Source organism: Streptomyces sp. AK08-02, assembly GCF_033795085.1.
Classification (GTDB): domain Bacteria; phylum Actinomycetota; class Actinomycetes; order Streptomycetales; family Streptomycetaceae; genus Streptomyces; species Streptomyces echiniscabiei.
Map to the genome: position 1 here is coordinate 118,641 of NZ_JARAZV010000027.1, position 22,097 is coordinate 140,737.

General features: G+C 71.4%; 20 protein-coding genes. 5 read left to right on the plus strand and 15 right to left on the minus strand.

The window, feature by feature from the left end:
* Window positions 1–25 precede the first annotated feature (25 nt).
* From PV734_RS41525 to glnA, 3 genes are all read right to left on the minus strand, one after another.
* Window positions 26–1,453: a hypothetical protein gene (locus tag PV734_RS41525; protein ID WP_319294592.1), complete on the minus strand. Its 1,428-nt coding sequence runs from the start codon at window positions 1,451–1,453 to the stop codon at window positions 26–28.
* A 129-nt stretch (window positions 1,454–1,582) separates the two neighbouring features.
* On the minus strand, window positions 1,583–1,849 hold the full coding sequence (locus PV734_RS41530) for a hypothetical protein (RefSeq protein WP_319096402.1): 267 nt from the start codon (window positions 1,847–1,849) through the stop codon (window positions 1,583–1,585).
* A 241-nt stretch (window positions 1,850–2,090) separates the two neighbouring features.
* Window positions 2,091–3,500, minus strand: a complete 1,410-nt coding sequence (gene glnA, locus PV734_RS41535) for a type I glutamate--ammonia ligase (protein WP_319096403.1) — start codon at window positions 3,498–3,500, stop codon at window positions 2,091–2,093.
* A 197-nt stretch (window positions 3,501–3,697) separates the two neighbouring features.
* Here glnA and PV734_RS41540 point away from each other — a divergent pair, with 197 nt between their 5' ends.
* Entirely contained in the window at window positions 3,698–4,165 is a 468-nt protein-coding gene (locus PV734_RS41540; RefSeq protein WP_319096404.1) for an RDD family protein, read from the plus strand.
* Window positions 4,166–4,304: 139 nt separating this feature from the next.
* Here PV734_RS41540 and PV734_RS41545 read toward each other — a convergent pair whose 3' ends face one another.
* From PV734_RS41545 to lipB, 4 genes are all read right to left on the minus strand, one after another.
* Entirely contained in the window at window positions 4,305–5,003 is a 699-nt protein-coding gene (locus PV734_RS41545; protein WP_319294595.1) for a DUF4191 domain-containing protein, read from the minus strand.
* Between the two features lie 68 nt (window positions 5,004–5,071).
* On the minus strand, window positions 5,072–5,272 hold the full coding sequence (locus PV734_RS41550; protein ID WP_319096406.1) for a hypothetical protein: 201 nt from the start codon (window positions 5,270–5,272) through the stop codon (window positions 5,072–5,074).
* Window positions 5,273–5,584: 312 nt separating this feature from the next.
* A complete protein-coding gene (gene lipA / locus PV734_RS41555) occupies window positions 5,585–6,550 on the minus strand; it encodes a lipoyl synthase (RefSeq protein ID WP_319294597.1) in 966 nt (321 codons plus the stop codon).
* Between the two features lie 218 nt (window positions 6,551–6,768).
* Window positions 6,769–7,557 (minus strand): lipoyl(octanoyl) transferase LipB, encoded by a 789-nt coding sequence (gene lipB, locus PV734_RS41560; RefSeq protein WP_319294611.1) that lies wholly within the window; start codon window positions 7,555–7,557, stop codon window positions 6,769–6,771.
* Window positions 7,558–7,842: 285 nt separating this feature from the next.
* Here lipB and PV734_RS41565 point away from each other — a divergent pair, with 285 nt between their 5' ends.
* Window positions 7,843–9,282 carry a regulator gene (locus PV734_RS41565; protein ID WP_319096409.1) on the plus strand — a complete coding sequence of 480 codons (1,440 nt, stop codon included), beginning with the start codon at window positions 7,843–7,845 and terminating at the stop codon, window positions 9,280–9,282.
* Between the two features lies 1 nt (window position 9,283).
* Here the strand turns inward: PV734_RS41565 and PV734_RS41570 are convergent, their stop codons facing one another.
* Together PV734_RS41570 and PV734_RS41575 are read right to left on the minus strand one after the other, a co-directional pair.
* Window positions 9,284–10,732 (minus strand): NAD(P)/FAD-dependent oxidoreductase, encoded by a 1,449-nt coding sequence (locus PV734_RS41570; protein WP_319096411.1) that lies wholly within the window; start codon window positions 10,730–10,732, stop codon window positions 9,284–9,286.
* A 226-nt stretch (window positions 10,733–10,958) separates the two neighbouring features.
* Window positions 10,959–11,858: a TIGR01777 family oxidoreductase gene (locus tag PV734_RS41575; RefSeq protein ID WP_319096412.1), complete on the minus strand. Its 900-nt coding sequence runs from the start codon at window positions 11,856–11,858 to the stop codon at window positions 10,959–10,961.
* Window positions 11,859–11,921: 63 nt separating this feature from the next.
* On the opposite strand from PV734_RS41575, the gene PV734_RS41580 reads away from it, so the two are divergent.
* On the plus strand, window positions 11,922–12,506 hold the full coding sequence (locus tag PV734_RS41580) for a GNAT family N-acetyltransferase (RefSeq protein WP_319294599.1): 585 nt from the start codon (window positions 11,922–11,924) through the stop codon (window positions 12,504–12,506).
* A gap of 55 nt (window positions 12,507–12,561) precedes the next feature.
* Here PV734_RS41580 and PV734_RS41585 read toward each other — a convergent pair whose 3' ends face one another.
* Window positions 12,562–13,746 carry a MarP family serine protease gene (locus PV734_RS41585; protein WP_319096415.1) on the minus strand — a complete coding sequence of 395 codons (1,185 nt, stop codon included), beginning with the start codon at window positions 13,744–13,746 and terminating at the stop codon, window positions 12,562–12,564.
* 241 nt (window positions 13,747–13,987) lie between these two features.
* On the opposite strand from PV734_RS41585, the gene PV734_RS41590 reads away from it, so the two are divergent.
* Together PV734_RS41590 and PV734_RS41595 are read left to right on the plus strand one after the other, a co-directional pair.
* Entirely contained in the window at window positions 13,988–14,785 is a 798-nt protein-coding gene (locus PV734_RS41590; protein WP_319096434.1) for a peptidoglycan recognition protein, read from the plus strand.
* Window positions 14,786–15,033: 248 nt separating this feature from the next.
* Complete coding sequence (locus tag PV734_RS41595; RefSeq protein WP_319096435.1) at window positions 15,034–15,219, plus strand: hypothetical protein; 186 nt, start codon at window positions 15,034–15,036, stop codon at window positions 15,217–15,219.
* An 83-nt stretch (window positions 15,220–15,302) separates the two neighbouring features.
* On the opposite strand, the gene PV734_RS41600 is transcribed toward PV734_RS41595, so the two are convergent.
* The 5 genes from PV734_RS41600 to sucB form a co-directional block, all read right to left on the minus strand.
* Complete coding sequence (locus PV734_RS41600; RefSeq protein WP_319096436.1) at window positions 15,303–15,827, minus strand: DUF4240 domain-containing protein; 525 nt, start codon at window positions 15,825–15,827, stop codon at window positions 15,303–15,305.
* An 82-nt stretch (window positions 15,828–15,909) separates the two neighbouring features.
* Window positions 15,910–16,953, minus strand: coding sequence for a helix-turn-helix transcriptional regulator (locus PV734_RS41605; protein WP_319294601.1), 1,044 nt, complete (start codon window positions 16,951–16,953; stop codon window positions 15,910–15,912).
* Between the two features lie 118 nt (window positions 16,954–17,071).
* Window positions 17,072–19,774 carry a pyruvate dehydrogenase (acetyl-transferring), homodimeric type gene (aceE, locus tag PV734_RS41610; RefSeq protein WP_319294603.1) on the minus strand — a complete coding sequence of 901 codons (2,703 nt, stop codon included), beginning with the start codon at window positions 19,772–19,774 and terminating at the stop codon, window positions 17,072–17,074.
* A gap of 258 nt (window positions 19,775–20,032) precedes the next feature.
* Window positions 20,033–20,656, minus strand: a complete 624-nt coding sequence (locus PV734_RS41615; protein ID WP_319294605.1) for a GntR family transcriptional regulator — start codon at window positions 20,654–20,656, stop codon at window positions 20,033–20,035.
* A 332-nt stretch (window positions 20,657–20,988) separates the two neighbouring features.
* Window positions 20,989–22,097: 2-oxoglutarate dehydrogenase, E2 component, dihydrolipoamide succinyltransferase (gene sucB / locus PV734_RS41620; RefSeq protein ID WP_319294607.1), on the minus strand; the 1,109-nt coding region annotated here is incomplete at its 5' end.

Genomic DNA, 22,097 nt, shown 5'->3' on the forward strand with positions numbered 1-22,097 from the left:
CGATCTGCCCTGGGCCCAGCAAAGCTCAGCCTGTGATGCCGGCCTTCCACCTCAGCCCCTGCCAGTGGGACTCGCCGATTTCGTGCCGCCCCCGGTCGAGCAGCTCACGCACCTCCGCCGATCCCCACGGCACCTCCGCCGTCGGATACCAGCCCCGCACCGAGTGCGCCGCCCGGCCCCGCAGCCGGACGTCAGGATCGTCGAGCAGCGCGACCGCCGCCCGCAGCCGCACCAGCCCGCCATGCGCGTCCAGCAGCCGGAACGCGGCCAGCCGAACGTGCCGCGGCGACCCGTCTCCCAGGCGCTCCGCCAGCCCGTCGGTGTCCAGCGACCTGGCGAACGGCAACAACGCCGATGTCACCTCCCGCGTCACACCGGGCGCCGGGTCGTCGAGCAGCGCCCGCAGCCGTCGTACGTCCGTCACGTCCAGCGTCCGCAGCCCCGCCACCGCCCGCGCCCGCACCCCGGGGGCGGGATGACCGACCAGCGGCCACAGCAGCTCCGCGTCCGCCCGTTCCCCGCACTCCGCCAGCCCGGCGACCGCCCCGGGAGGCAGTGCCGGGTCGTCCGGGCGGGCACACCGGTCCCGGTACCAGGCCGTCGGATCGCCGCCCGACTGTCGTACGACATACCGCGCACAGGCCCGCACCAGCCCGGACCGGTCCGCGAGAAACTCCTCGGCCCGCTCCGCCTGCCCCGCCCGCCGCAGCGCGGTCACCCCGGCGGACCGCACCTGCGGCCCGCGCGCACCGAGCAGCGCGTCGAGCACACCACCGTCGACTTCGCCCTCCGGTACGACGGCCAGGGCGGCCTCGGCGCAGAAGTTCTGGACGACGGGATCGGGGTCGCGGGCGGCGGTGCGGGCGAGTTCGGCCGGCGACAGGCGCCTTTCCTCGACGGCCAGGCGATACGCGAACCGGCGTACGTTCCGGCCGGGATCGGTGAACAGCGGTACGAGGAGCTCGCGGGGTGACCGGCGCAGCACCTCGTCGAGCAGGTCGACGGCGAAGACCCCTCGGCCTCGGCGGGCGCCGAGCAGGATCATCGGGGCGAGCCGGACGGCCGTGTCCGCGTCGTGGAGAACCGCCCGCAGCACCTCCCGGGCGCGCTCCCGCACGGCAGACACCCAGTCGGCGGTGCGGACGACGACCAGCGGCCACACCGCCGGACACCCGGCCGCCTGACCGAGAGCCGCCTCCCGCACCCGCCCGTCGCGGTGGCACAGCGCGAGCGCGAGCAGGGACTCGGGGAGGGCGGTGGGCCAACCGCGACGGCCGTCGACGTCGCCGAGGGGAGGCAGCAGCCCCGGCCGGAGCCAGTGGGACCAGTACCGAGTGCCCTCGTCCAGCGAGAGCCAGGCCATCGGGTCACCGATGTCGAGCACCTCCGGCAGTGCGGCCCCCCTGGCCAGCCGCTGCGCCGCCACTCCGCCACTTCTGTTGTCGTCGTCCATGCCCGCGCCCGCCCCTGGTTCCGCCTGCCGTATCGCGTGATCGTAGGCCGGTGCCCGACCATCGGTCGCACGATTTACGGCCTGCCAGGAACTCACGTCGGCACAGCCAGTAGGACCAGCGACCAGTGACTAGTACGGCGCCTGGAACTGCGCGTACCCCAGCAGCAGGATGACCGCGGCGACGCAGCCGAGGACCACGGCCGTCGATATCCAGGACGACCGGCGCGGCCCCGACCCCACGGGTTCGGCCCGGAACGGCACCGGCTCCGGAGGGTTCTCCTTCCAGCGGGCCGCGAGCATTCGGGCCCGGGCGGAAGGCTCCTTGTGCGGGGCGTCTCTTGCCCAGCGGTGGTCGAACTCCCGCTCCCTGTCGCCGTGTTCGGACTTCCCCGTCATACCCGTCATGCCCCCGTCGCCCTTCGTGTCCGGTCTGACCGCATGCCCCTGCGAGGTCTGTTTCAGACTAGCGGGCCCCTCTGACAACACCCGTCGGCCCTGTCAGGCCCCCTGGCCGAACCCCGCCCCGAACCCCGAATCTCAGAGCCCGAACACGACAGCGCCCCCGCCACCGGAGAAACCGGGGCGAGGGCGCTGACGTACATGCACGGCTACCGGGCGCCTGGCGGCGCCGGCCGACTCACACGTCGAAATACAGCTCGAACTCGTGCGGGTGCGGACGCAGCTGCAGCGGCGCGATCTCGTTCGTGCGCTTGAAGTCGATCCACGTCTCGATCAGGTCCGGCGTGAACACGTTGCCCTGGAGGAGGAACTCGTGGTCGCGCTCGAGGGAGTCGAGGACCGCCGGGAGGGAGGTCGGGACCTGCGCCACGCTCGCGTGCTCCTCGGGAGCCAGCTCGTACAGGTCCTTGTCGATCGGCTCGGCCGGCTCGATCTTGTTCTTGATGCCGTCCAGGCCCGCCAGCAGCAGGGCGGAGAAGGCGAGGTACGGGTTGCCGGAGGAGTCGGGCGCACGGAACTCGACGCGCTTGGCCTTCGGGTTGGAGCCCGTGATCGGGATACGCATGGCCGCGGAGCGGTTGCGCTGCGAGTACACCATGTTGATCGGCGCCTCGAAGCCCGGGACCAGGCGGTGGTACGAGTTCACCGTCGGGTTGGTGAAGGCGAGCAGCGACGGGGCGTGCTTGAGGATGCCGCCGATGTAGTAGCGGGCGGTGTCCGACAGGCCCGCGTAACCGGCCTCGTCGTAGAAGAGCGGCTGGCCGCCGGTCCACAGCGACTGGTGGACGTGCATGCCCGAGCCGTTGTCACCGAAGATCGGCTTCGGCATGAAGGTCGCGGTCTTGCCGTTGCGCCAGGCCACGTTCTTCACGATGTACTTGAAGAGCTGGAGGTCGTCGGCCGCGGCGAGCAGCGTGTTGAACTTGTAGTTGATCTCGGCCTGGCCGGCGGTGCCCACCTCGTGGTGCTGGCGCTCGACCTGAAGGCCGGAGTTGGCCAGTTCCAGGGAGATCTCGGCACGCAGGTCGGCGAAGTGGTCGACCGGCGGGGTCGGGAAGTAACCGCCCTTGTAGCGGACCTTGTAACCACGGTTGTTCTCGACCGCACCGGTGTTCCAGGCGCCGGCCTCGGAGTCGATGTGGTAGAAGGACTCGTTCGCGCCGGTGGCGAAGCGCACGCTGTCGAAGACGTAGAACTCGGCCTCGGGACCGAAGTACGCGGTGTCCGCGATACCGGTCGACGCGAGGTAGGCCTCGGCCTTCTTGGCCACGTTGCGCGGGTCACGGGAGTACTGCTCGCCCGTGATCGGGTCGTGGATGAAGAAGTTGATGTTGACCGTCTTGTCACGGCGGAACGGGTCGACCCGTGCCGTGGACAGGTCGGCGCGGAGCGCCATGTCGGACTCGTGGATGGCCTGGAAGCCTCGGATCGAGGAGCCGTCGAAGGCCAGTTCCTCGTCCGGGTCGAAGGCCGACGCCGGCAGTGTGAAGTGCTGCATCACACCCGGCAGGTCGCAGAAGCGGACGTCGACGAACTTGACGTCCTCGTCCGCGATGTACTTCTTGGCGTCGTCGGCATTCTGGAACATCCAGCTCCTCCTACTCCCGGCCGTCCGTGCCGGGGTGGTAGTTCGTTCGTGCGGCCAGTGCGGTGGCACACGTTGGATCCGACCTTAGGGACAGGTGATTTCTCAGGCATGACCCATTTGTTTCGACCAAGTTAACCGGACTCCGGCGGGGCGACCCACCTGTAGGTATCGAAAAACGCGAGCAGTACGGTGGTCGGGTGGACAACAGGGACGCAATCGGCTCGTGGCTCTCCGGACCGCGCGCAGCCGCGGAGGAAGCCGGTGTCGACTTCGGCTACCGGGGCGAACAACTCGGTCTGCCGGAGGAGGGGCCGGGCTCGATCGCCCGCCCGGGCCGCCGCCTCGGCGCCCTGGCCGTCGACTGGGGCATGTGCCTCCTGATCGCATACGGCCTGCTCACCGACGGCTACAACCAGGCGACCGGCAACTGGGCCCTGCTGATCTTCTTCGTCATGGGTGCCGTGACGGTCGGAACCGTCGGTTTCACGCCGGGCAAGCGACTCTTCGGCCTGCGTGTGGTCGCCCTGGACACCGGCCGCGTGAACCCCCTGCGCGCGCTGCTCCGCACGGCCCTGCTGTGCGTCGCCGTTCCGGCCATGGTCTGGGACCGCGACGGCCGAGGGCTGCACGACCGGCTGGCCCGCACCGTGGAAGTACGGATCTGACCTCGGCGCCACCTCGCACCACCTCGTACGGCCCGTCACGACGTACGACGATGGGGGCGCCCGGAGTGGATCCGGGCGCCCCCATCGTCGTACGAGCCGTCGTACGGGCGTGGTGCGCGGTGTCGCTCGCCTGTCCGCGTCAGCGGGTCTTGCCGCCGCGCGGCATGCGCATCCCCTTGGGCATCGGGCCCTTCGGCAGAGGCATGTTGCTCATCAGGTCGCCCATCGCCCGCAGCCGGTCGTTGGTGGCGGTCACCTGGGGGCCGGCGAGCACGCGCGGCAGCTTCAGCATGGTCGTGCGGAGCTTCTTCAGCTCGATCTGGCCCTCACCCGTGCCGACCAGCAGGTCGTGCACCGGCACGTCCGCGACGATGCGGGACATCTTCCGCTTCTCGGCGGCCAGCAGGCTCTTCACCCGGTTCGGGTTGCCCTCGGCGACCAGAACGATGCCGGCCTTGCCGACCGCGCGGTGCACCACGTCCTGGCTGCGGTTCATCGCCACCGCCGGAGTCGTCGTCCAGCCTCGGCCGATGTTGTCCAGCACGGCCGCAGCGGCACCCGGCTGGCCCTCCATCTGCCCGAAGGCGGCCCGCTCGGCCCGGCGCCCGAACACGATCGCCGTCGCGAGGAAGGCGAGCAGGAGGCCGAGAATGCCGAGATAGATCGGGTGACCGATCAGGAAGCCGATCGCGAGGAAGACACCGAGGGTGCTGATTCCGACAGCCGCGAGTACAAGACCGATCTTCTTGTCGGCCTTGCGGGTCATTTTGTACGTCAGAGCGATCTGCTTGAGTCGCCCGGGGTTCGCGGCGTCCGCCGCGGGTTCCTTCCTCGCCATGCCGTGAAGTCTACGTGGCCTCGGAAGCGCCGACGACGGCGGTGTCGCCGGGGAACCGGGAAGTGGTGTCAGAGGTGGGCGGCCACGGACTGTTCGAGGACGCGCTGCGCCTCGACCCGGTCCTTGGCGCGGCGACGGTCCTCCAGGACGGAGGTCCAGGCGTTCTGGCGGGCGATGCGCTGGCCGTTGCCCATGAGCAACGACTCGACGGCGCGCAGCGCGTCGGTGAAGGACGGGATGGGCGTGGCGCTAACGGGCGCGGCCTGCATGATGGAGGTCCCCCCTCGGGACGGCTCTGGGTAAGGGTGCACATCGTGTAAAACCAGGGTCACTGATTGGTGTTACCAGGGCGTGACTTGCCGGTCAAACACCGGTGAAGCCTTGATACGGAAGGTGAAAACGCCGATGCGGCCCTGACGTGTGCCCTCATCTGCGAGGACGGTCAGGACCGCACGGAATCAGCTGTTACTGGCGGGTAGTCGCTTGTGCGCGAATTCACACGTCTGCCGCACCCCCGTCACACCCCCGCTGGGCAGGGAGAGTGACGGTACGTCAGCGGCCGTACCCGGTCTCGGGGCGGCTCAGACCGCCTGCGAGGCGATGTACGAGCCGCGCTTCTCGACGGCCATCTGGTACAGGCGGCCGGCGCGGTACGAGGAACGCACCAGCGGGCCGGACATGACCCCGGAGAAGCCGATCTGCTCGGCCTCCTCCTTCAGCTCGACGAACTCGTGCGGCTTGACCCAGCGCTCGACGGGGTGGTGCCGGACGGTCGGACGCAGGTACTGCGTGATGGTGATCAGCTCGCACCCGGCCTCGTGCAGCTGGCGCAGCGCCTCACTGACCTCCTCGCGGGTCTCGCCCATGCCGAGGATCAGGTTCGACTTCGTGACCAGACCGTAGTCGCGGGCGTCGGTGATGACCTTGAGCGAGCGGTCGTAGCGGAAGCCGGGGCGGATGCGCTTGAAGATGCGGGGGACCGTCTCGACGTTGTGCGCGAAGACCTCGGGCCGGGAGGAGAAGACCTCGGCCAGCAGCTCCGGTACGGCGTTGAAGTCGGGCGCGAGCAGCTCGACCTTGGTACGCCCCTCCGCCCGAGCCTCGGTCTGCTGGTGGATCTGGCGCACGGTCTCGGCGTACAGCCAGGCGCCGCCGTCCTCCAGGTCGTCGCGGGCGACGCCGGTGATGGTGGCGTAGTTGAGGTCCATCGTGACCACGGACTCACCGACGCGACGGGGCTCGTCGCGGTCGAGGGCCTCGGGCTTGCCGGTGTCGATCTGGCAGAAGTCGCAGCGCCGGGTGCACTGGTCACCGCCGATGAGGAAGGTGGCCTCGCGGTCCTCCCAGCACTCGTAGATGTTGGGACAGCCGGCTTCCTGGCAGACGGTGTGCAGGCCCTCGCTCTTCACGAGGTTCTGCATCTTCGTGTACTCGGGACCCATTTTCGCCCGGGTCTTGATCCACTCGGGCTTGCGCTCGATGGGGGTCTGGGCGTTCCGGACCTCCAGGCGCAGCATCTTGCGTCCGTCGGGTGCGACTGCGGACACGATGGCTCCCTTTAGCTTCGATTCTTCGGCGTACACAAGGGTACGCCCGTACGTTGCGGCCCTTGATGGGGGCCAACCCTGCGGAACGGCATGCCATTCCCGTATTCAGCCCGTCCGGCGTTTGAGGACGAGGCCCCTTCAGGGCCGATGGGGGGTCTGGGGGCGCAGCCCCCAGGAACGGATGGGACGGGTAGGGGCGGCGGGGGCGAAGAAAACCCCTACGCCGACGCCCGCTCGATCTCCCGAGCCCGCGGCTCCGCCCCCTCCATGACCTCCCGGAGATGCCGCTCCACCACCGGCAGAACCTCCCCCACCGTCACATCCCGCCCCAGCTCGTTCGCGAGCGACGTGACCCCCGCGTCCCGGATCCCGCACGGGATGATCCGGTCGAACCAGACGTTGTCCGGGTTCACGTTCAGCGAGAAGCCGTGCATGGTGACGCCCTTCGCCACCCGGATCCCGATCGCCGCGACCTTCCGGTCCTCCCGCCGCTGCCCGGCGTTGGACGGCGCGTACTCGGGCCCGTTCATCCGGGGGTCGAACTCGTCGTCGTGCAGCCGGGGATCCAGATCCAGCGAGAGGCCGCCGAGCGCGGACGCCGGCCGCTGCTCGACCGGGTCGCCCAGCACCCACACCCCGCTGCGCCCCTCCACCCGGGACGTCTCCACCCCGAACTCCGCACAGGCGCGGATCAGCGCGTCCTCCAGCCGCCGTACGTGCGCCACGACATCCACCGGACGCGGCAGCTTCTGGATGGGGTAGCCCACCAGCTGGCCCGGGCCGTGCCAGGTGATCTTGCCGCCGCGGTCCACGTCGATGACCGGTGTGCCGTCGAGGGGGCGCTCGCTCGGGTCGGTGCGCCGGCCGGCCGTGTAGACCGGGTGGTGTTCGAGGAGGAGGCACGTGTCGGGGATCTCGTCCGCGAAACGGGCCGCGTGCACCCGGCGCTGCTCGTCCCAGGCCGCCTGGTAGTCGACGTACTCGACGCCGTCGGCGCCGAATCCCATCCGGACGAACCGCAACTCACCACTCACGGTGGCGCCTCCCTGGCTCCTTCAGCGGCTTGCTCGGCAGCCGCGCGTCAGGCGCGTAACGCGCCCGAACCACTGTACGTCCGGCCGTTCCCCGTCAGTCCGACGCCCGATTCTCACACGATCGGATGAATGAACGGCGGAATGTGCTATCGGCCGCTTACGCTCCGCTACATTCGCGCCGTTCACGAGGCCAAAAAGGGCTGCTCACCAGGAATCCGGGCACATCAGAGGGCCCGAAGGCAGGAGACCGCACCGCAGATGACGGAACGACCCGCGCAGCGCACTCCCAATCGACAGCTCGCCGCGCTCATCGCAGAAGCGGGATTCTCCAACGCGGGTCTGGCCCGCCGAGTGGATCAGCTCGGTCTCGAACACGGCCTTGATCTCAGATACGACAAGACATCGGTGACCCGCTGGCTGCGCGGACAGCAGCCCCGCGGCACCACCCCCGCCCTCATCGCCGAGGTGTTCACCCGGCGCCTCGGGCGACGCCTCACCGCCCAGGACCTCGGGCTCGACGCCTGCGCGCCCGTCTACGCGGGGCTGGAGTTCGCGTCCAGCCCCGAGGAGGCCGTCGACATCGTCAGCGGACTGTGGCGCAAGGACTCCGGCAGCCACGCCGAGCTGCGCAAGATCGCCTTCACCCCGGCCGGGCTCGTCGTGCCCAGCCGGGACTGGCTGATCGGGCGGCCCGACGACCGGGTCGGGCGCGGCGACCAGCCCGTCGTACGGGTGCCCGTGCAGGGGCGGTCCGGCGTACCCCGGCAGCGCGGGCAGGCCGAGCGCGGCCCCGGGCAGAAGGTCACCGGAGGCGACATCTCCGCGCTCCGCTCGGTCGGCGAGCTGTTCCGCACCCTCGACGACGCCTACGGGGGAGGCCACGCCCGCCAGGCACTCGTCCGCTACCTGGAACACGAGACCGAGCCCATGCTGCGCGGCACCTACGGCGAGCAGACCGGCCGCCGCCTGTTCGCCGCCGCCTCCGACCTCACCCGGCTCGCGGGCTGGACGTCGTACGACATCGCCGCGCACGGCCTCGCGCAGCGCTACTTCGTCCAGGCGCTCAGGCTCGCGCAGGCGGCCGGGGACCGGGCGTACGGCTCGTACGTACTGGCCACCATGAGCCGCCAGGCCGTCTACCTCGGGCACGGGCGGGAGGCCGTGCAGCTCGCGCGGGTGGCCCAGCAGGGTGTCGGTACCACCGCGCCGCCCGTCGTGCAGTCGCTGCTGCACGCGTGCGAGGCGCGCGCCCACGGGGTGCTGGGCGAGGTCAGGGCCTGCACCGCCTCCCTGGTCCGGGCCGAACGGGCGCTCGAAGCGGCCCGGCCCGGCGACGAGGTCCCGCACTGGGCGAGGTTCTTCGACGAGGCCCAGCTCGCCGACGAGTTCGGGCACTGCCACCGAGATCTCCAGCAGTTCCGCGCCGCCGTCCAGCACGCGGAGCGCTCGCTCCAGCTGCGCGCTCCCGCCTTCGCCCGCAGCCGCCTCTTCTGCCGCGTCGTGCTCGCCTCGGCCCGGCTGGGCCTCGGCGAGCTCGACCAGGCCTGCCTGCTGGGTGCCGAGGCGGCCGGCGCGGCGGCGGAGATGCGCTCGGTGCGGGCGACCGAGTACGTACGGGACTTCGAGCGGCGCCTGGAGCCCTACAAGGACGCGGCGCCGGTCAGGGGGTACCGCGACAAGGTCGCCGCGCTCGGCTGACTCACGCGGCCGCCGCCTCTTCGTCCGCGGTCTCCGCTGCCGCTGTCCCTGCGGTTGCCGCTGACGTTCGCAGTGGCTCCGCCACGTGCATCGGGCCCGCGCCCAGGTCCGTCAGGACCGCGGCCGCGGCCCGGTGCCCGGAGTGCAGGGCGCCCTGGACGGTGCTCGTGTCCCGGTGGTCTCCGCACACGTACAGGCCCGCCAGCAGCCGTACCGGGCGGCGCAGGTCGTGCGGCGGGCGCATCGCGGGCACCGCCTCGGCGGTGTGGTGCACGGCCAGCGTCTCCCAGCGCGTGGTCGACATGCCGTAGAGGCGGGACAGATGGGCGCGCACCGCCGAGTCCACGTCCTGCGGCGGAGCGCCCAGCACCGTCGACGAGATCAACGGGCGGCCGGCGGGGGAGCGGGACGGGTCCACGCGGCTGACCACCGCCGTGTGCGCGACCGGGCCCGCGCGGTCCGCGTCCAGCAGCAGGAACGCGCCGGTCGCGGGCGCCTCGTCGGCCGTGTGGTGGACGACGGTCACCGGGTGGAAGTCGGGTACGCGCAGACCGGGCAGCAGACCGGCGGCGGTGCGCGCGTCGGTCGCCACCAGGACGGCCCGGCAGCGCAGTTCGCCGTGGTCGGCGGTGGTCACGAGGTTCGTGGCGATGGACGTGACCCGCACCCCGGTGTGCACGGTGCCGGGCGGCAGCGCCCGCGACAGCAGCTCCGGCAGGGTCTCCGCGCCGCCCTCCGGCACACACAGTCGGCCGCTCGCGAACGCCCGCAGCGCCAGATCCGCGCACCGGCTCGACGTGGACAGCTCGGGGTCGCAGAGCAGCGCGGCGAGCAGCGGACGCAGAAAGCCCTCGACCGTACGGGCGGGCAGGCCGCGGTTGGCCAGGGCCTGGGCCGCCGGGAACTCGGGGCGGGCCAGCAGCCGGTGCAGGGGGACCCCGGCGAGCCGGCTCAGCGCGGCACCCAACCGGGCCTGATCGACCGCTCCGCCGACCGCGCCACCCACCGCCCCGCCGAACTGTGCGCCGGTGCGCGCCCCCGCCGATGCCGTCAGCCGGGGGGAACCGCCCGTCCGCGCCGGCCTCGGGGCGCTCGCCAGGGCGCGCACAGTGCCGAGCGCGCCCCGTGCGCCCCCTCCGCCCAGCGGAGCGCCCGCGCGATGCCGTCGTCCGTCGCTGTGCACCAGGACACCGGGTGCGAAGGTGCGCAGGACAAGAGTGTCGAGGCCGGCGGTCAGCCGCAGTTCGGGATACGACGTGGACAGCAGCTGCCCGATCCGGTCGAGGCGGAAACCGTCGACCTTCTCGGTCGCCATCCGGCCGCCGACGTAAGGGGCGGCCTCCAGGACCGCGGTCGTTACTCCTGCGCTGGTCAGCCGATGAGCCGCCGCGAGTCCGGCGACCCCGGCTCCCACGATGACGACGTCCGCCTGGTACGCGGGCTCAAGCACGTGCCCTCCCTTGATCGCGGTGACGCGGCCGGCCGGGGCACCGTTGCCCCAACAGGCGTACGGGATAAGCGAGTTCGGATACTTCGGACCTCTCGGATCGCTCGGATCGAGAGTAGGGCGGCTCAGGGCAGGCGGAAGTCGCGCATGAACAGGGCACGGTCGCACAGCGGTCGCATACGGTCGCACTCGGTCATCCGGGAGGTGTGTCAGGGGCGCGGAGAAGGGGTCAGGCCTGCGCCGCCCGGATCGCGTCGTCGATCTCCGGGAACGCGAACGTGAACCCCGACTCCAGCAGCCGCTTCGGCAGCACCCGGGCGCTGCCGAGCACGTCCCCGGACATCTCGCCCAGCGCCAGTTTCAAAGCGGGCGCGGGCACCGTGAAGAGCGTCGGCCGGTGCAGCACACGCCCCATCGCCGCCGTGATCTCCCGGTTGGTGAGCGGCTGCGGAGCCGTCAGGTTGAACGGTCCGGACAGTCCGTCGGTGTCGACGAGATGCCGGATCGCCGCCACCTCGTCCCGCAGCGCGATGAACGACCAGTACTGGGAACCGTCGCCCATCCGCCCGCCCAGGCCCGCCTTGAACAGGGGGAACAGCTTGCCCCAGGCGCCGCCGCCGCTCGCCACCACCAGCCCGGTCCGCACGAAGACCGTCCGTACGCCCGCTTCCCGGGCGGCGCCCGCGGCCTCCTCCCACTCCACGCACACCGACGGCAGGAAACCGTCCCCCGCGGGGGAGTCCTCGTCCACGGTCCGGTCGCCGGTCTCCCCGTAGTAGCCCATCGCGCTGCCGTTCACGAAGACCCGCGGCGGCTCGTCCATCGAGGCGACGGCCTCGGCGAGTGTCGCCGTGCCCAGGACACGGCTGTCGCGGATCGTCCGCTTGTACGAGTCCGTCCAGCGCCGGCTGCCGACCCCCGCCCCGGCCAGATTCACCACCGCGGTGCAGCCCGCGAGCCCGGCCGCGTCGATCGTCCGCCGTTCGGGGTCCCAGCGGACCTCGTCCTTCGTCCGGGGCGCGTGCCGTACCAGGCGGGTGACTTCGTGCCCGTCGGCGGTCAGGGACCGTACCAGGGCCGTACCGATGAGACCGGACGCACCGGCCACCGCGATTCGCGAGCGTTCCATACCCCCCATCCTGCGCCACCGTCCCCGGGCCCGTTGTCGTACCCCCGTCCTAGAGTGACCCGCATGCCACCCGAGTCACAGCAACCGCGGCAACCGCATCAGCCGTACGAAGGTCACGAGGGACAGCACGGGCAGGAGGGTCAGGAGCGTCCCGCGGGCCCCGGGCCGTTCGTGCGCCCCGCCCGGACCGAGGACGACGAGGCACTGGGCAGGCTCGACCGCGCCACCTGGTCCACCCTGCACGCGGTCACGCCCCGGCCCACACCGCCGTACACGCCGTTCTTCCGCGAGAGCGCCGAACCGGGCGACCACCTGGTCGCCGTGACCGGGGACGGCCGGGTCCTGGGCTATGTCAGGCTCGCCCGGCCCACTCCGCTCGCGTCGAACGCGCACGTCCTGCAGATCCAGGGCCTCGCCGTCTCCGACGAGGCGCGCGGCACGGGCGTCGGCCGGCTGCTGGTCCGGGCCGCCGTGACCGAGGCCCGCCGCCGGGGCGCCCTGCGCCTCTCGCTGCGCGTCCTCGGGCACAACGCCACGGCGCGCAAGCTGTACGAGTCGGAGGGCTTCGCCGTCGAGGGCGTACAGCCCCGGGAGTTCCTGCTGGACGGGGAGTTCGTGGACGACGTACTCATGGGCCGGTCGCTGTAGTTCCGCCGCGGACACCCAGGCGTCCGGAGTGGTGCAGGGGCGGTTTGGGAGTGCTCTAGGACGTGACCAGGTCGCCCGTGTCCACCGGCCTCGTCGATGCGGTCGCCCGTTCGGCGTCGCCGCGGACCTCGTCCACCGTCAGGACGTAGCCCGTCTCGGCGTCGGACGTGGAGCGGGCGAAGACCACGCCGAACACCTTGCCGTCGGTGGTGAGGAGCGGGCCGCCGGAGTTGCCGGGGCGGACGGTCGAGCGGATCGAGTAGATCTCGCGGGTCACCGTCTCGCTGTTGTAGATGTTCTGGCCGCGCGCCCGGACCTTGTCGGCGACCGTGGCGGCCTGCAGATTCAGGTCGCCGTCCTGCGGGTAGCCCGCGACCACCGCCGAGTCGCCCCGCTTCGCGCTGTCGTCGAAGCGCAGGACGGGCGCGCGCAGATCCGGGACGTACAGCACGGCCACGTCCTTCTCGGGGTCGAAGAGCACCACCGTCGCCTTGTGCGCCGTCCCGACACCGCCGACCCGGACGGTCGGATCGTCGATGCCCGCCACCACGTGGGCGTTGGTCATCACATGCCGGGACGAGAACACGAAACCGCTGCCCTCACGGCCCTGGGTGCCCGCGACGCCCTCGATCTTGACCGTGCTCAGCTTGGCCGCGTTCGTCGCGCTCGCCGTGACACTGTCACCGGTGGGCTTGGCGACACTCGTCGCCGGTTCGTTCTCGAAGGGGTTGAAGACCTGGGGGAAGCCCGCCTGGGTGAGCGCGGACGTGGCCCGCGAGAACCAGGTCGGGGTGGTGTCCGGCATCGCGTCCTGCACCGTGCCCAGCAGCGCCGAGTCCCGGATCGCCGTCGTGACCAGCGGTGAGGAGGACGCGCCCAGGACGCTGGCGGCCACCCAGGACACCAGCAGCACGGCGACCGCGTTGGCCACGGCCCCGCCCACCCCGTCGGCGATCCGCAGCGGCCCCCGGTCCAGCTCGTGGCGCAGTTTCAGCGCGAACCTGCCCATCAGCTCATGGCCCACCACGGCCGGCACCAGCACCGTCAGCACGGCCGTCACCGTCGCCGCGGGCGTCCCCGCCGTCACCAGCTCCATGATCCACGGCAGCACCCACACGCCGATGACGGCGCCGCCCACGAACCCTGCCAGGGAGACACAGCCCGCCACCAGGCCGCGCCGGTACCCGGACGCGGCATAGCCGAGGATCACCAGCAACAGCAGGATGTCGAGCAGGTCCACTCCGGCCGCCTTCCTTCTGGACCCTTCGGTCCCCCGTACGCGCGGTACACGCTGTTCACATGCGGTAGTACGCGCGGGACGGGCCCGGTGATCAGTCGCCGATCAGTCACATGCGCCCATCGGGAGCCTGGACCTGTAAAAACGTCCCGGACCGGGACGTTGGTTCCACCAAGTGGCACACCACACATCGCGGGCGGAACGGAACGCGGCCACAGTGGGGCCCATGGGGTCCCTGCGGTCCATGGGTGGCTCGCGTGTCCGCCGTGTGCGCGTGCCGCGCGCCGTCCGCGTGGTGCTCGTCTGGCTGCCCGGCATGGCCGCCGGTGTCGGACTGGTCCTGTGCGCGGCCGGCGACCACCGCACGGCCCCGCTCCGGGCGCGCCCCGCCGCGACCCGCCCCGCCCCGGTCCGCCCGGCCCTCACCCACCTGGCCGCCAAGCCGCGCATCGTCCCCCGAACCGCCTGGATCGGGGACGCCGAGGGCGATCAGCCACCGCCGCGCTACGACGACCGGGTCGTGGCCGTCTTCGTCCACCACACCGACTCGCCCAACGGCTACGACTGCGCCGACGCGCCCCGCCTCATCCGCTACGTGTACGCGGGCCAGACCGGCTCCCGCGACTGGGACGACATCGGCTACAACTTCGTCGTCGACCGCTGCGGAACCATCTACGAGGGCCGCGCGGGCGGTGTCGACCGCCCCGTCACCGGCGCCCACACCCAGGGCTTCAACCATCGCACCGCCGGCGTCGCCGCCCTCGGCACCTTCACGGCGGGAGTGCCCGTGCCGCAGGCCATGACCGACGCGATCGCCGCCCTCACCGCCTGGAAACTCGGCCTCTCGGACACCGACCCGCGCGGCACCGCCCGCCTGGTCTCCAGCAACTCCCTCAGCCGCTTCGCCTCCGGTACCACTGTCACCCTGCCCGCCCTGGCCGGCCACAACGCCGGCTACATGACGAGCTGTCCCGGCGCCGCCCTCACGGCCCGCCTCCCGGCGATCAGGAAGGCGGCGGCACGTCTGCAGGGCCGCCGCTGAGCCGAGGAGGTACGCACACGGGCCGGCGCGGGTTCCGACGGGCTCACAGGTACGACACAGCGCGCTCAGGGATGCGCCCCAACTCCCCGTCCTACCTTCGTCGTACGCACTGACCGGAGGTGGGGACCATGAGCAGCAGCAGTCGTACGAACCCGCTGGGGCCGATCGAGGGGACCGGACGGGCCGAGGGGGCCGGACGGACCGAATCGGTCCGCGGCGAGAGGGCTTCCGGCGGCTGGACCGGGGCCGTGCGGAATCCGTGGGCCGTGCTCTGCGCGGTGGCGACGGTCGTCCTGGGCCCGGCGGCGGTCACGGCATCCGCCCTCGACCAGGCCAACCGGGCTCCCCTGCACCACCACACGGTACGGGCGGACCCCACGCAGCAGGCGTACATCCCCTCGGACCTGACCCGCCGCCGCGGCACGGCGGCCTGAGGCGCGGGAGGTGTTGGAAGCGTTGGTGGCGCGAAGGTGCGGGAGCTGACGACAAGTGCCGGCCGCGACCGGTCCACAGGCCCTCAGGCGCCCTTGAACCGCTGCCACAGCTTGGGATACCGGTCGGCGAGCGCCCCCTCGTTCTCCAGGGGGAGGGGCGTGCCCTCGGGTTCGGCGGGTGCGGGCGGAATGCCCAGATCCGGGGCGACGGCGCCGGTGAGCTGCTCGTACGCCTCGTCGGCCGCGTAGCCCAACTCCTCTCCGTCCCCGTCGATCTCCGCGTCGAAGTCGTCCAGGAGATCGGCGAGCGAGTCCGGGTCGCCGTGCAGGGCACCCTCGAAGACCTCACGGCCCTGGCCGATCAGCCAGCACCGGAAGAAGTCGAAGGCTTCGTCGTCGGCCCCGTCGAGCAGCACCCGGGCGGCGCCCCACAGGTCCCAACGGTAGGCGCGGTTGTAACGGACCTCGAAATGCCGGGCGAAGTCGAGCACCGAGTCCGGGTCGAGCTGGAGCAACCGCTCCACCAGCAGATCGGCCTGATCCTCGGGGTCGCCCTCGGCGGCCTCGCGGGTCGTGTCCACCAGCTTCCAGAACTCCGTCTCGTCCATCACGGGTCCAGCATCGGGCCTGAGGGGGAGGGACGCACGTGGAGCCGCACGGAATGTGACGGGGTGTACAGGCCCACGGGTCTCAAGCCTCTCCGGGATCGGAGTACAGCGCCCCGAGCCGCCGCGCGTCCCGCGCGAACCGTGCCCGCAGTTCGGCCGGCGCCAGTACCTCCGCCTCCGGACCGAGCGTCGCCAGCTGCGTATGCGCCACCTCCGACGACTCCACGGCGAGCGTCACGGTGACCCGGCCCCGCTCGTCGGGCTCGCCGCCGGCCGACAACGCGTCCCGGGCGGACACGGGGTCGACGACGTACCCCAGTCTGCGTACCCCCTCCGCCGAGAGCCGTACGACGACCTCGGCGCGCAGGATCGACCGCGCGAACTGCTCCGCCCGCTCCTCCCAGAAGGCCGGGAGATCGAAGTCGTCGTCGCGAGTGAAGCGGGGGCGATGCCCTTGGACGGAAACCTGGCCGGAAACCTGGACCGAGGTGAACCGGTCGACGCGGTACACCCGAAAGGGCCCGGAACCATGGTCGACCTGGTCCGGCACCCGGGCGCACAGGTACCAGACGCCCGCCTTCAGGACGAGCCCGTACGGCTCCAGCGTGCGCTCCACGTCGGTGTCCCCGTCGCCGCCGGGGCCACCGCGCCGGTAGCGGGCCAGGATCGGACGGTCGTCCCACACCGCGTCCGCGACGGCGGGCAGCGACTCGGGGACGGTGGGCTCGCTGAACCAGGCGGGCGCGTCCAGGTGGAACCGCTGGGCGGCGGTCCGGGGGGCGTCGCGGAGGGAGGGCAGCAGAGCGGCGGACACCTTGAGGCGGGCGGCGGAGGCGGTGTCCTCCAGTCCCATCTCGCGCAGGGCGCCCGGCACTCCGCTCAGGAACAGCGCCTCCGCCTCGCCGCGGGCCAGTCCGGTGAGCCGGGTGCGGTACCCGCCGATCAGCCGGTATCCGCCGGCCCGCCCCCGGTCGGCGTACACGGGGACGCCGGCCTCGGACAGTGCCTGGGCGTCGCGGGTGACGGTGCGCTCGGAGACCTCCAGTTCCCGGGCCAGCTCGGCGGCGGTCATGGAGGGCCTGGACTGGAGCAGCAGCACCATTTTGATGAGACGGGCAGCACGCATGGGTTCATGATGGCCACCCTGGGCGGGATCGGGCCGCCACCGCCGATCGCCGGGCACCGTCGAGAGGTTCGAGGGCACCCGGCGAACGGACTGGAAACGGGCGGGTGGGCGAACCCCCTTACAGCCCGTACCGCTCCCGAGCCTCCTTGACCGCCGCGGCCCGAACTTCCCCCCGCCGGGCCAACTGCGCCAACGCCGCCACGACGATCGACTCCGCGTCGACCCCGAAGTACCGCCGCGCCGCGTCCCTCGTGTCCGACAGTCCGAATCCGTCCGCGCCCAGCGACGAGTAGTCCTGCTCGACCCACTGGGCGATCTGGTCCGGCACCTGACGCATGTAGTCGGACACCGCCAGCACCGGCCCCTCGGCCCCCTGCAGGGCCTGCCGGACGTACGGCACCCGCTCCTCGCCCCGAAGCAGTGCCGCGTCGGCGTCCAGGGCATCGCGCCGCAGCTCGGTCCAGGAGGTCGCCGACCAGACGTCGGCCGCCACGCCCCACTCCTCGGCGAGCAGCCGCTGCGCCTCCAGGGTCCAGTGGATGGCCGTACCGGAGCCGAGCAGCTGGATGCGCGGCGCGTTGGCGACGGGTGAAAGCCCCGCCGACTCGGCCGTGTTGAAGCGGTACAGCCCCTTGACGATCGCGTCGTCGAGCTCCGGCGTCGACGGCTTCGCCGGCTGCGGGATCGGCTCGTTGTAGACGGTCAGGTAGTAGAAGACGTTCGGGTCCTCGCCGGGCGCCGACTCGCCGTACATACGGCGCAGACCGTCACGGACGATCACCGCCACCTCGTACGCGAAGGCAGGGTCGTACGACAGCACGGCCGGGTTGGTCGCGGCGATCACCGGGGAGTGACCGTCCGCGTGCTGCAGCCCCTCGCCGGTCAGCGTCGTACGGCCGGCCGTCGCCCCGACGAGGAAGCCGCGGCCGAGCTGGTCGCCGAGCTGCCACATCTGGTCGGCCGTGCGCTGCCAGCCGAACATGGAGTAGAAGATGTAGAAGGGGATCATCGGCTCGCCGTGCGTCGAGTACGACGTCGACGCGGCGATGAAGTCCGCCATGGAACCGGCCTCGGTGATCCCCTCGTTGAGGATCTGGCCGTCCTTGGCCTCCTTGTAGTACATCAGCTGGTCGCGGTCGACCGGCTCGTACGTCTGGCCCTTGGGGGAGTAGATCCCGAGGGACGGGAACAGCGACTCCATGCCGAAGGTGCGCGCCTCGTCGGGGACGATCGGCACCCAGCGGCGGCCCGTCTCCTTGTCGCGGACCAGGTCCTTGACCAGGCGTACGAAGGCCATCGTCGTCGCCACGTTCTGCGAGCCGGAGCCCTTGTCGAACGACGTGAACGTCTTCTCCGCGGGGGCGGGGAGGGGCGCGAGGGTCTGGGTACGACGGGCCGGGGCCGGGCCGCCGAGCGCAGCGCGGCGCTCCTGGAGGTAGCGGACCTCGGGGGAGTCGGCTCCGGGGTGGCCATAAGGCACCACCCCGTCCACGAACTGGCTGTCAGGGATGGGAAGTTCGAGCAGGTCACGCATCTGCTTGAACTCGTCCACCGTCAGCTTCTTCATCTGGTGGTTGGCGTTCTTCGACGCGAAGCCCTCGCCGAGGGTGAAGCCCTTGACCGTCTGGGCCAGGATGACCGTCGGCGCGCCCTTGTGCGCGAGCGCCGCCTTGTAGGCCGCGTACACCTTGCGCGACTCGTGGCCCCCGCGCGAGCGGTGGAAGCAGTCGAGGATCTTGTCGTCGCTCAGCAGCTTCGCCATCTCGACGAGCGCCGGGTCCTTGCCGAAGAAGTCGGCGCGGATGTAGGCGGCGTCACGCGTCTGGTACGTCTGCACCTGGGCGTCCGGAACCTCGCGCAGCCGGCGGACGAGCGCGCCCGTGGTGTCGAGCTGGAACAGCTCGTCCCACGCCGTGCCCCAGAGGGTCTTGACGACGTTCCAGCCCGCGCCCCGGAACTGGGCCTCCAGCTCCTGCACGATCTTGAAGTTCGCGCGGACCGGGCCGTCGAGGCGCTGGAGGTTGCAGTTGATGACGAAGGTGAGGTTGTCGAGACCTTCTCGCGACGCCAGCGCCAGGGCGGCCGTCGACTCCGGCTCGTCCATCTCGCCGTCGCCGAGGAACGCCCATACGTGGGACGCGGAGACGTCCTTGATGCTGCGGTTGGTGAGGTACCGGTTGAAGCGTGCCTGGTAGATCGCCGACAGCGGGCCGAGACCCATGGACACCGTCGGGAACTCCCACAGCCAGGGCAGCCGGCGCGGGTGCGGGTAGGACGGGAGGCCGTTGCCGCCCGACTCGCGGCGGAAGTTGTCGAGGTGGCCCTCGTTCAGCCGGCCGTCGAGGAAGGCGCGGGCGTAGATGCCGGGGGAGGCGTGGCCCTGGATGTACAGCTGGTCACCGGAACCGTCGCCCTCCTTGCCTCTGAAGAAGTGGTTGAAGCCGGTCTCGTACAGCCAGGCGGCCGAGGCGAAGGTGGCGATGTGGCCGCCCACGCCGTGCTTGCTGCCCCGGGTCACCATGGCCGCCGCGTTCCAGCGGTTCCAGGCGGCGATCCGGTGCTCCATCGCCTCGTCGCCGTCCACAGCGGGCTCGGCGGCGGTCGGGATGGTGTTGACGTAGTCCGTCTCCAGGAGCTTGGGCAGCGCGATGCCGTTGCCCTCGGCGCGCTCCAGTGTGCGGCGCATCAGATACGCGGCACGGTGCGGCCCGGCCGCCTTGGTGACCGCGTCCAGGGAGGCCTGCCATTCGGCGGTCTCCTCGGGGTCGCGGTCGGGGAGCTGGTCGAGCTCGCTCGGCTGGATGGCCTTGGGGTCGGTCATGTCGCCGCCTTCCTCAGTCGAAGGGGGTTCCCTCGTCGGTAAGGGTTCGGGGGGTGCCCTTGGTCTTTGGCAGGACAGGGCTGTGGGCCCTGGTAGGGGCCCGTCGGCGACTCTAACTCGCTGATCGATGATCGATCAAAGGGTTGAGGGCAAAACCTCTTGATCACGAGAAAGTAGGCACGGGGTGCCTTTCGGGTGGGCACGGGGTGCCGCATTTTTCGCCGTTTTCGCAGGTGAGCGGCGCTCGGCTCGACTGCGTCAGGCCCGTGGCGCGCACCCCAGCACATGGGCCTTCACCAGCTCGGCGATCCGTGGATCCCGGCGGCGGAACGCGGCGACCAACTCCTCGTGCTCCTCCGCGTACGACTGCTGCACCGTCCCCAGCCAGCGGATCGACAGGGCGGTGAACACCTCGATGCCCAGCCCTTCCCAGGTGTGCAGCAGCACCGAGTTCCCGGCCGCGCGCACCATGTCGCGGTGGAAACCCACGGTGTGCCGGACCTGGCCGGTTCCGTCCGAGGCGCGGTCGGCCTCGTACAGGGCGGCGACATGCGGTTCGAGGGTCGAGCAGTCGTCCGCCAGCTTCTCCGCCGCGAGCTCCGCCGCGATGGCCTCCAGACCGGCCCGGACGGGGTAGCTCTCCTCCAGGTCGGCGGCGGTCAGATTCCGTACGCGCACGCCCTTGTTGGGGGCAGACTCGATCAGCCGCAGCGACTCCAGCTCGCGCAGCGCCTCCCGTACGGGGGTCTGGCTGACCTCCAGCTCGGTCGCGATCCTGCGCTCCACGATCCGCTCGCCCGGCTTCCAGCGCCCGCTGACGATCCCCTCCACGATGTGCTCGCGGATCTGCTCGCGCAGCGAGTGGACGACGGGCGCGGTCATGAGGGCTCCTTGAGGGAGGGGCTTCGGCCCCAGGGGCGGTGACCTGTAGACAATAAGGCCGCGTCCCTGTCCGGAGACGTTCCCGGCGTGAGTGCGGCCTTACGTGAGACGAGGGTTACAGACCGGACAGGGCGCACGCCACAACATCCGCGACCGTGGACGGCGGTGTCGCGGAGCCGCACCCCACCGGTCGGGGCGGGCCTCGGGGCGGGCTTCGGGGTGTGGCCGAGGCCGGCATGGAGACGCTCGACGTGCACCGCGTACATACGACGGTGCCCCGCCCGGAGGAATCCGGACGGGGCACCGTCGTACACGTACGTCCCAGGCGCTGGTTACAGGCCGAGCTCGACCTCGAACTCGCCCGCCTCCAGGATCGCCTTGACGGCCGTCAGGTAACGGGCCGCGTCGGCGCCGTCGACCAGACGGTGGTCGTAGGACAGGGTCAGGTACGTCATGTCGCGTACGCCGATGACCGTGCCCTCCTCCGTCTCGATGACCGCCGGGCGCTTGACCGTCGCGCCGATGCCCAGGATCGCGACCTGGTTCGGCGGCACGATGATCGTGTCGAAGAGCGCACCGCGCGAGCCGGTGTTGGAGATGGTGAAGGTCGCGCCGGACAGCTCGTCCGGGGTGATCTTGTTGGCCCTGACCTTGCCGGCGAGCTCGGCCGTGGCCTTGGCGATACCGGCGATGTTGAGGTCGCCCGCGTGCTTGATGACCGGGGTCATCAGGCCCTTCTCGGAGTCCACCGCGATACCGACGCTCTCGGTGTCGAAGTAGGTGATCGTGCCCTCTTCGACGTTGATCCGGGCGTTGACGGCCGGGTGGGCCTTCAGCGCCTGGGCCGCCGCCTTCACGAAGAACGGCATCGGGGAGAGCTTGACGCCCTCACGGGCCGCGAAGGAGTCCTTCGCCTGCGCGCGGAGCTTCATCAGGCGCGTGATGTCGACCTCGACGACCGAGGACAGCTGCGCCTGCTCGTGCAGCGCCTTGACCATGTTGTCGCCGATGACCTTGCGGATGCGGGGCATCTTGACGGTCTGGCCACGGAGGGGGGAAGCCTCCAGGTTCGGCGCCTTCTTGGCCGCAGGGGCAGCGGCGGCCGCGGCGGGCGCCGGAGCGGCCGCCGCTGCCTTCGCGGCCTCGGCGGCGGCGAGAACGTCCTGCTTGCGGATACGACCGCCGACGCCGGTGCCCTTGACGGAGCCCAGGTCGACGCCGTTCTCGGCGGCGAGCTTGCGCACCAGCGGGGTGACGTAGGCACCCTCGTCACCGGAGGATGCGGCGGCGGGCGCAGGAGCGGCCGGGGCCACCGGGGCGGGCGCGGCCGGCGCGGGCGCCGGGGGAGCGACCGGAGCCGCGGCCTGGACCGGAGCCGGCGCGGGGGCCGGAGCCCCGGGGCGGCGGCCTGCCCGGTCCAGGCGGCGACTGTCCGGTCGGG

What these genes read in the sequence shown, in the direction of transcription:
- PV734_RS41525 (WP_319294592.1), bottom strand. Translation starts at nt 1,453, where the DNA reads ATGGACGACGACAACAGAAGTGGCGGAGTGGCGGCGCAGCGGCTGGCC.
- PV734_RS41530 (WP_319096402.1), bottom strand. Translation starts at nt 1,849, where the DNA reads ATGACGGGGAAGTCCGAACACGGCGACAGGGAGCGGGAGTTCGACCAC.
- glnA (WP_319096403.1), bottom strand. Translation starts at nt 3,500, where the DNA reads ATGTTCCAGAATGCCGACGACGCCAAGAAGTACATCGCGGACGAGGAC.
- PV734_RS41545 (WP_319294595.1), bottom strand. Translation starts at nt 5,003, where the DNA reads ATGGCGAGGAAGGAACCCGCGGCGGACGCCGCGAACCCCGGGCGACTC.
- PV734_RS41550 (WP_319096406.1), bottom strand. Translation starts at nt 5,272, where the DNA reads ATGCAGGCCGCGCCCGTTAGCGCCACGCCCATCCCGTCCTTCACCGAC.
- lipB (WP_319294611.1), bottom strand. Translation starts at nt 7,557, where the DNA reads ATGGGATTCGGCGCCGACGGCGTCGAGTACGTCGACTACCAGGCGGCC.
- PV734_RS41565 (WP_319096409.1), top strand. Translation starts at nt 7,843, where the DNA reads ATGACGGAACGACCCGCGCAGCGCACTCCCAATCGACAGCTCGCCGCG.
- PV734_RS41575 (WP_319096412.1), bottom strand. Translation starts at nt 11,858, where the DNA reads ATGGAACGCTCGCGAATCGCGGTGGCCGGTGCGTCCGGTCTCATCGGT.
- PV734_RS41580 (WP_319294599.1), top strand. Translation starts at nt 11,922, where the DNA reads ATGCCACCCGAGTCACAGCAACCGCGGCAACCGCATCAGCCGTACGAA.
- PV734_RS41590 (WP_319096434.1), top strand. Translation starts at nt 13,988, where the DNA reads ATGGGTGGCTCGCGTGTCCGCCGTGTGCGCGTGCCGCGCGCCGTCCGC.
- PV734_RS41600 (WP_319096436.1), bottom strand. Translation starts at nt 15,827, where the DNA reads ATGGACGAGACGGAGTTCTGGAAGCTGGTGGACACGACCCGCGAGGCC.
- PV734_RS41605 (WP_319294601.1), bottom strand. Translation starts at nt 16,953, where the DNA reads ATGCGTGCTGCCCGTCTCATCAAAATGGTGCTGCTGCTCCAGTCCAGG.
- aceE (WP_319294603.1), bottom strand. Translation starts at nt 19,774, where the DNA reads ATGACCGACCCCAAGGCCATCCAGCCGAGCGAGCTCGACCAGCTCCCC.
- PV734_RS41615 (WP_319294605.1), bottom strand. Translation starts at nt 20,656, where the DNA reads ATGACCGCGCCCGTCGTCCACTCGCTGCGCGAGCAGATCCGCGAGCAC.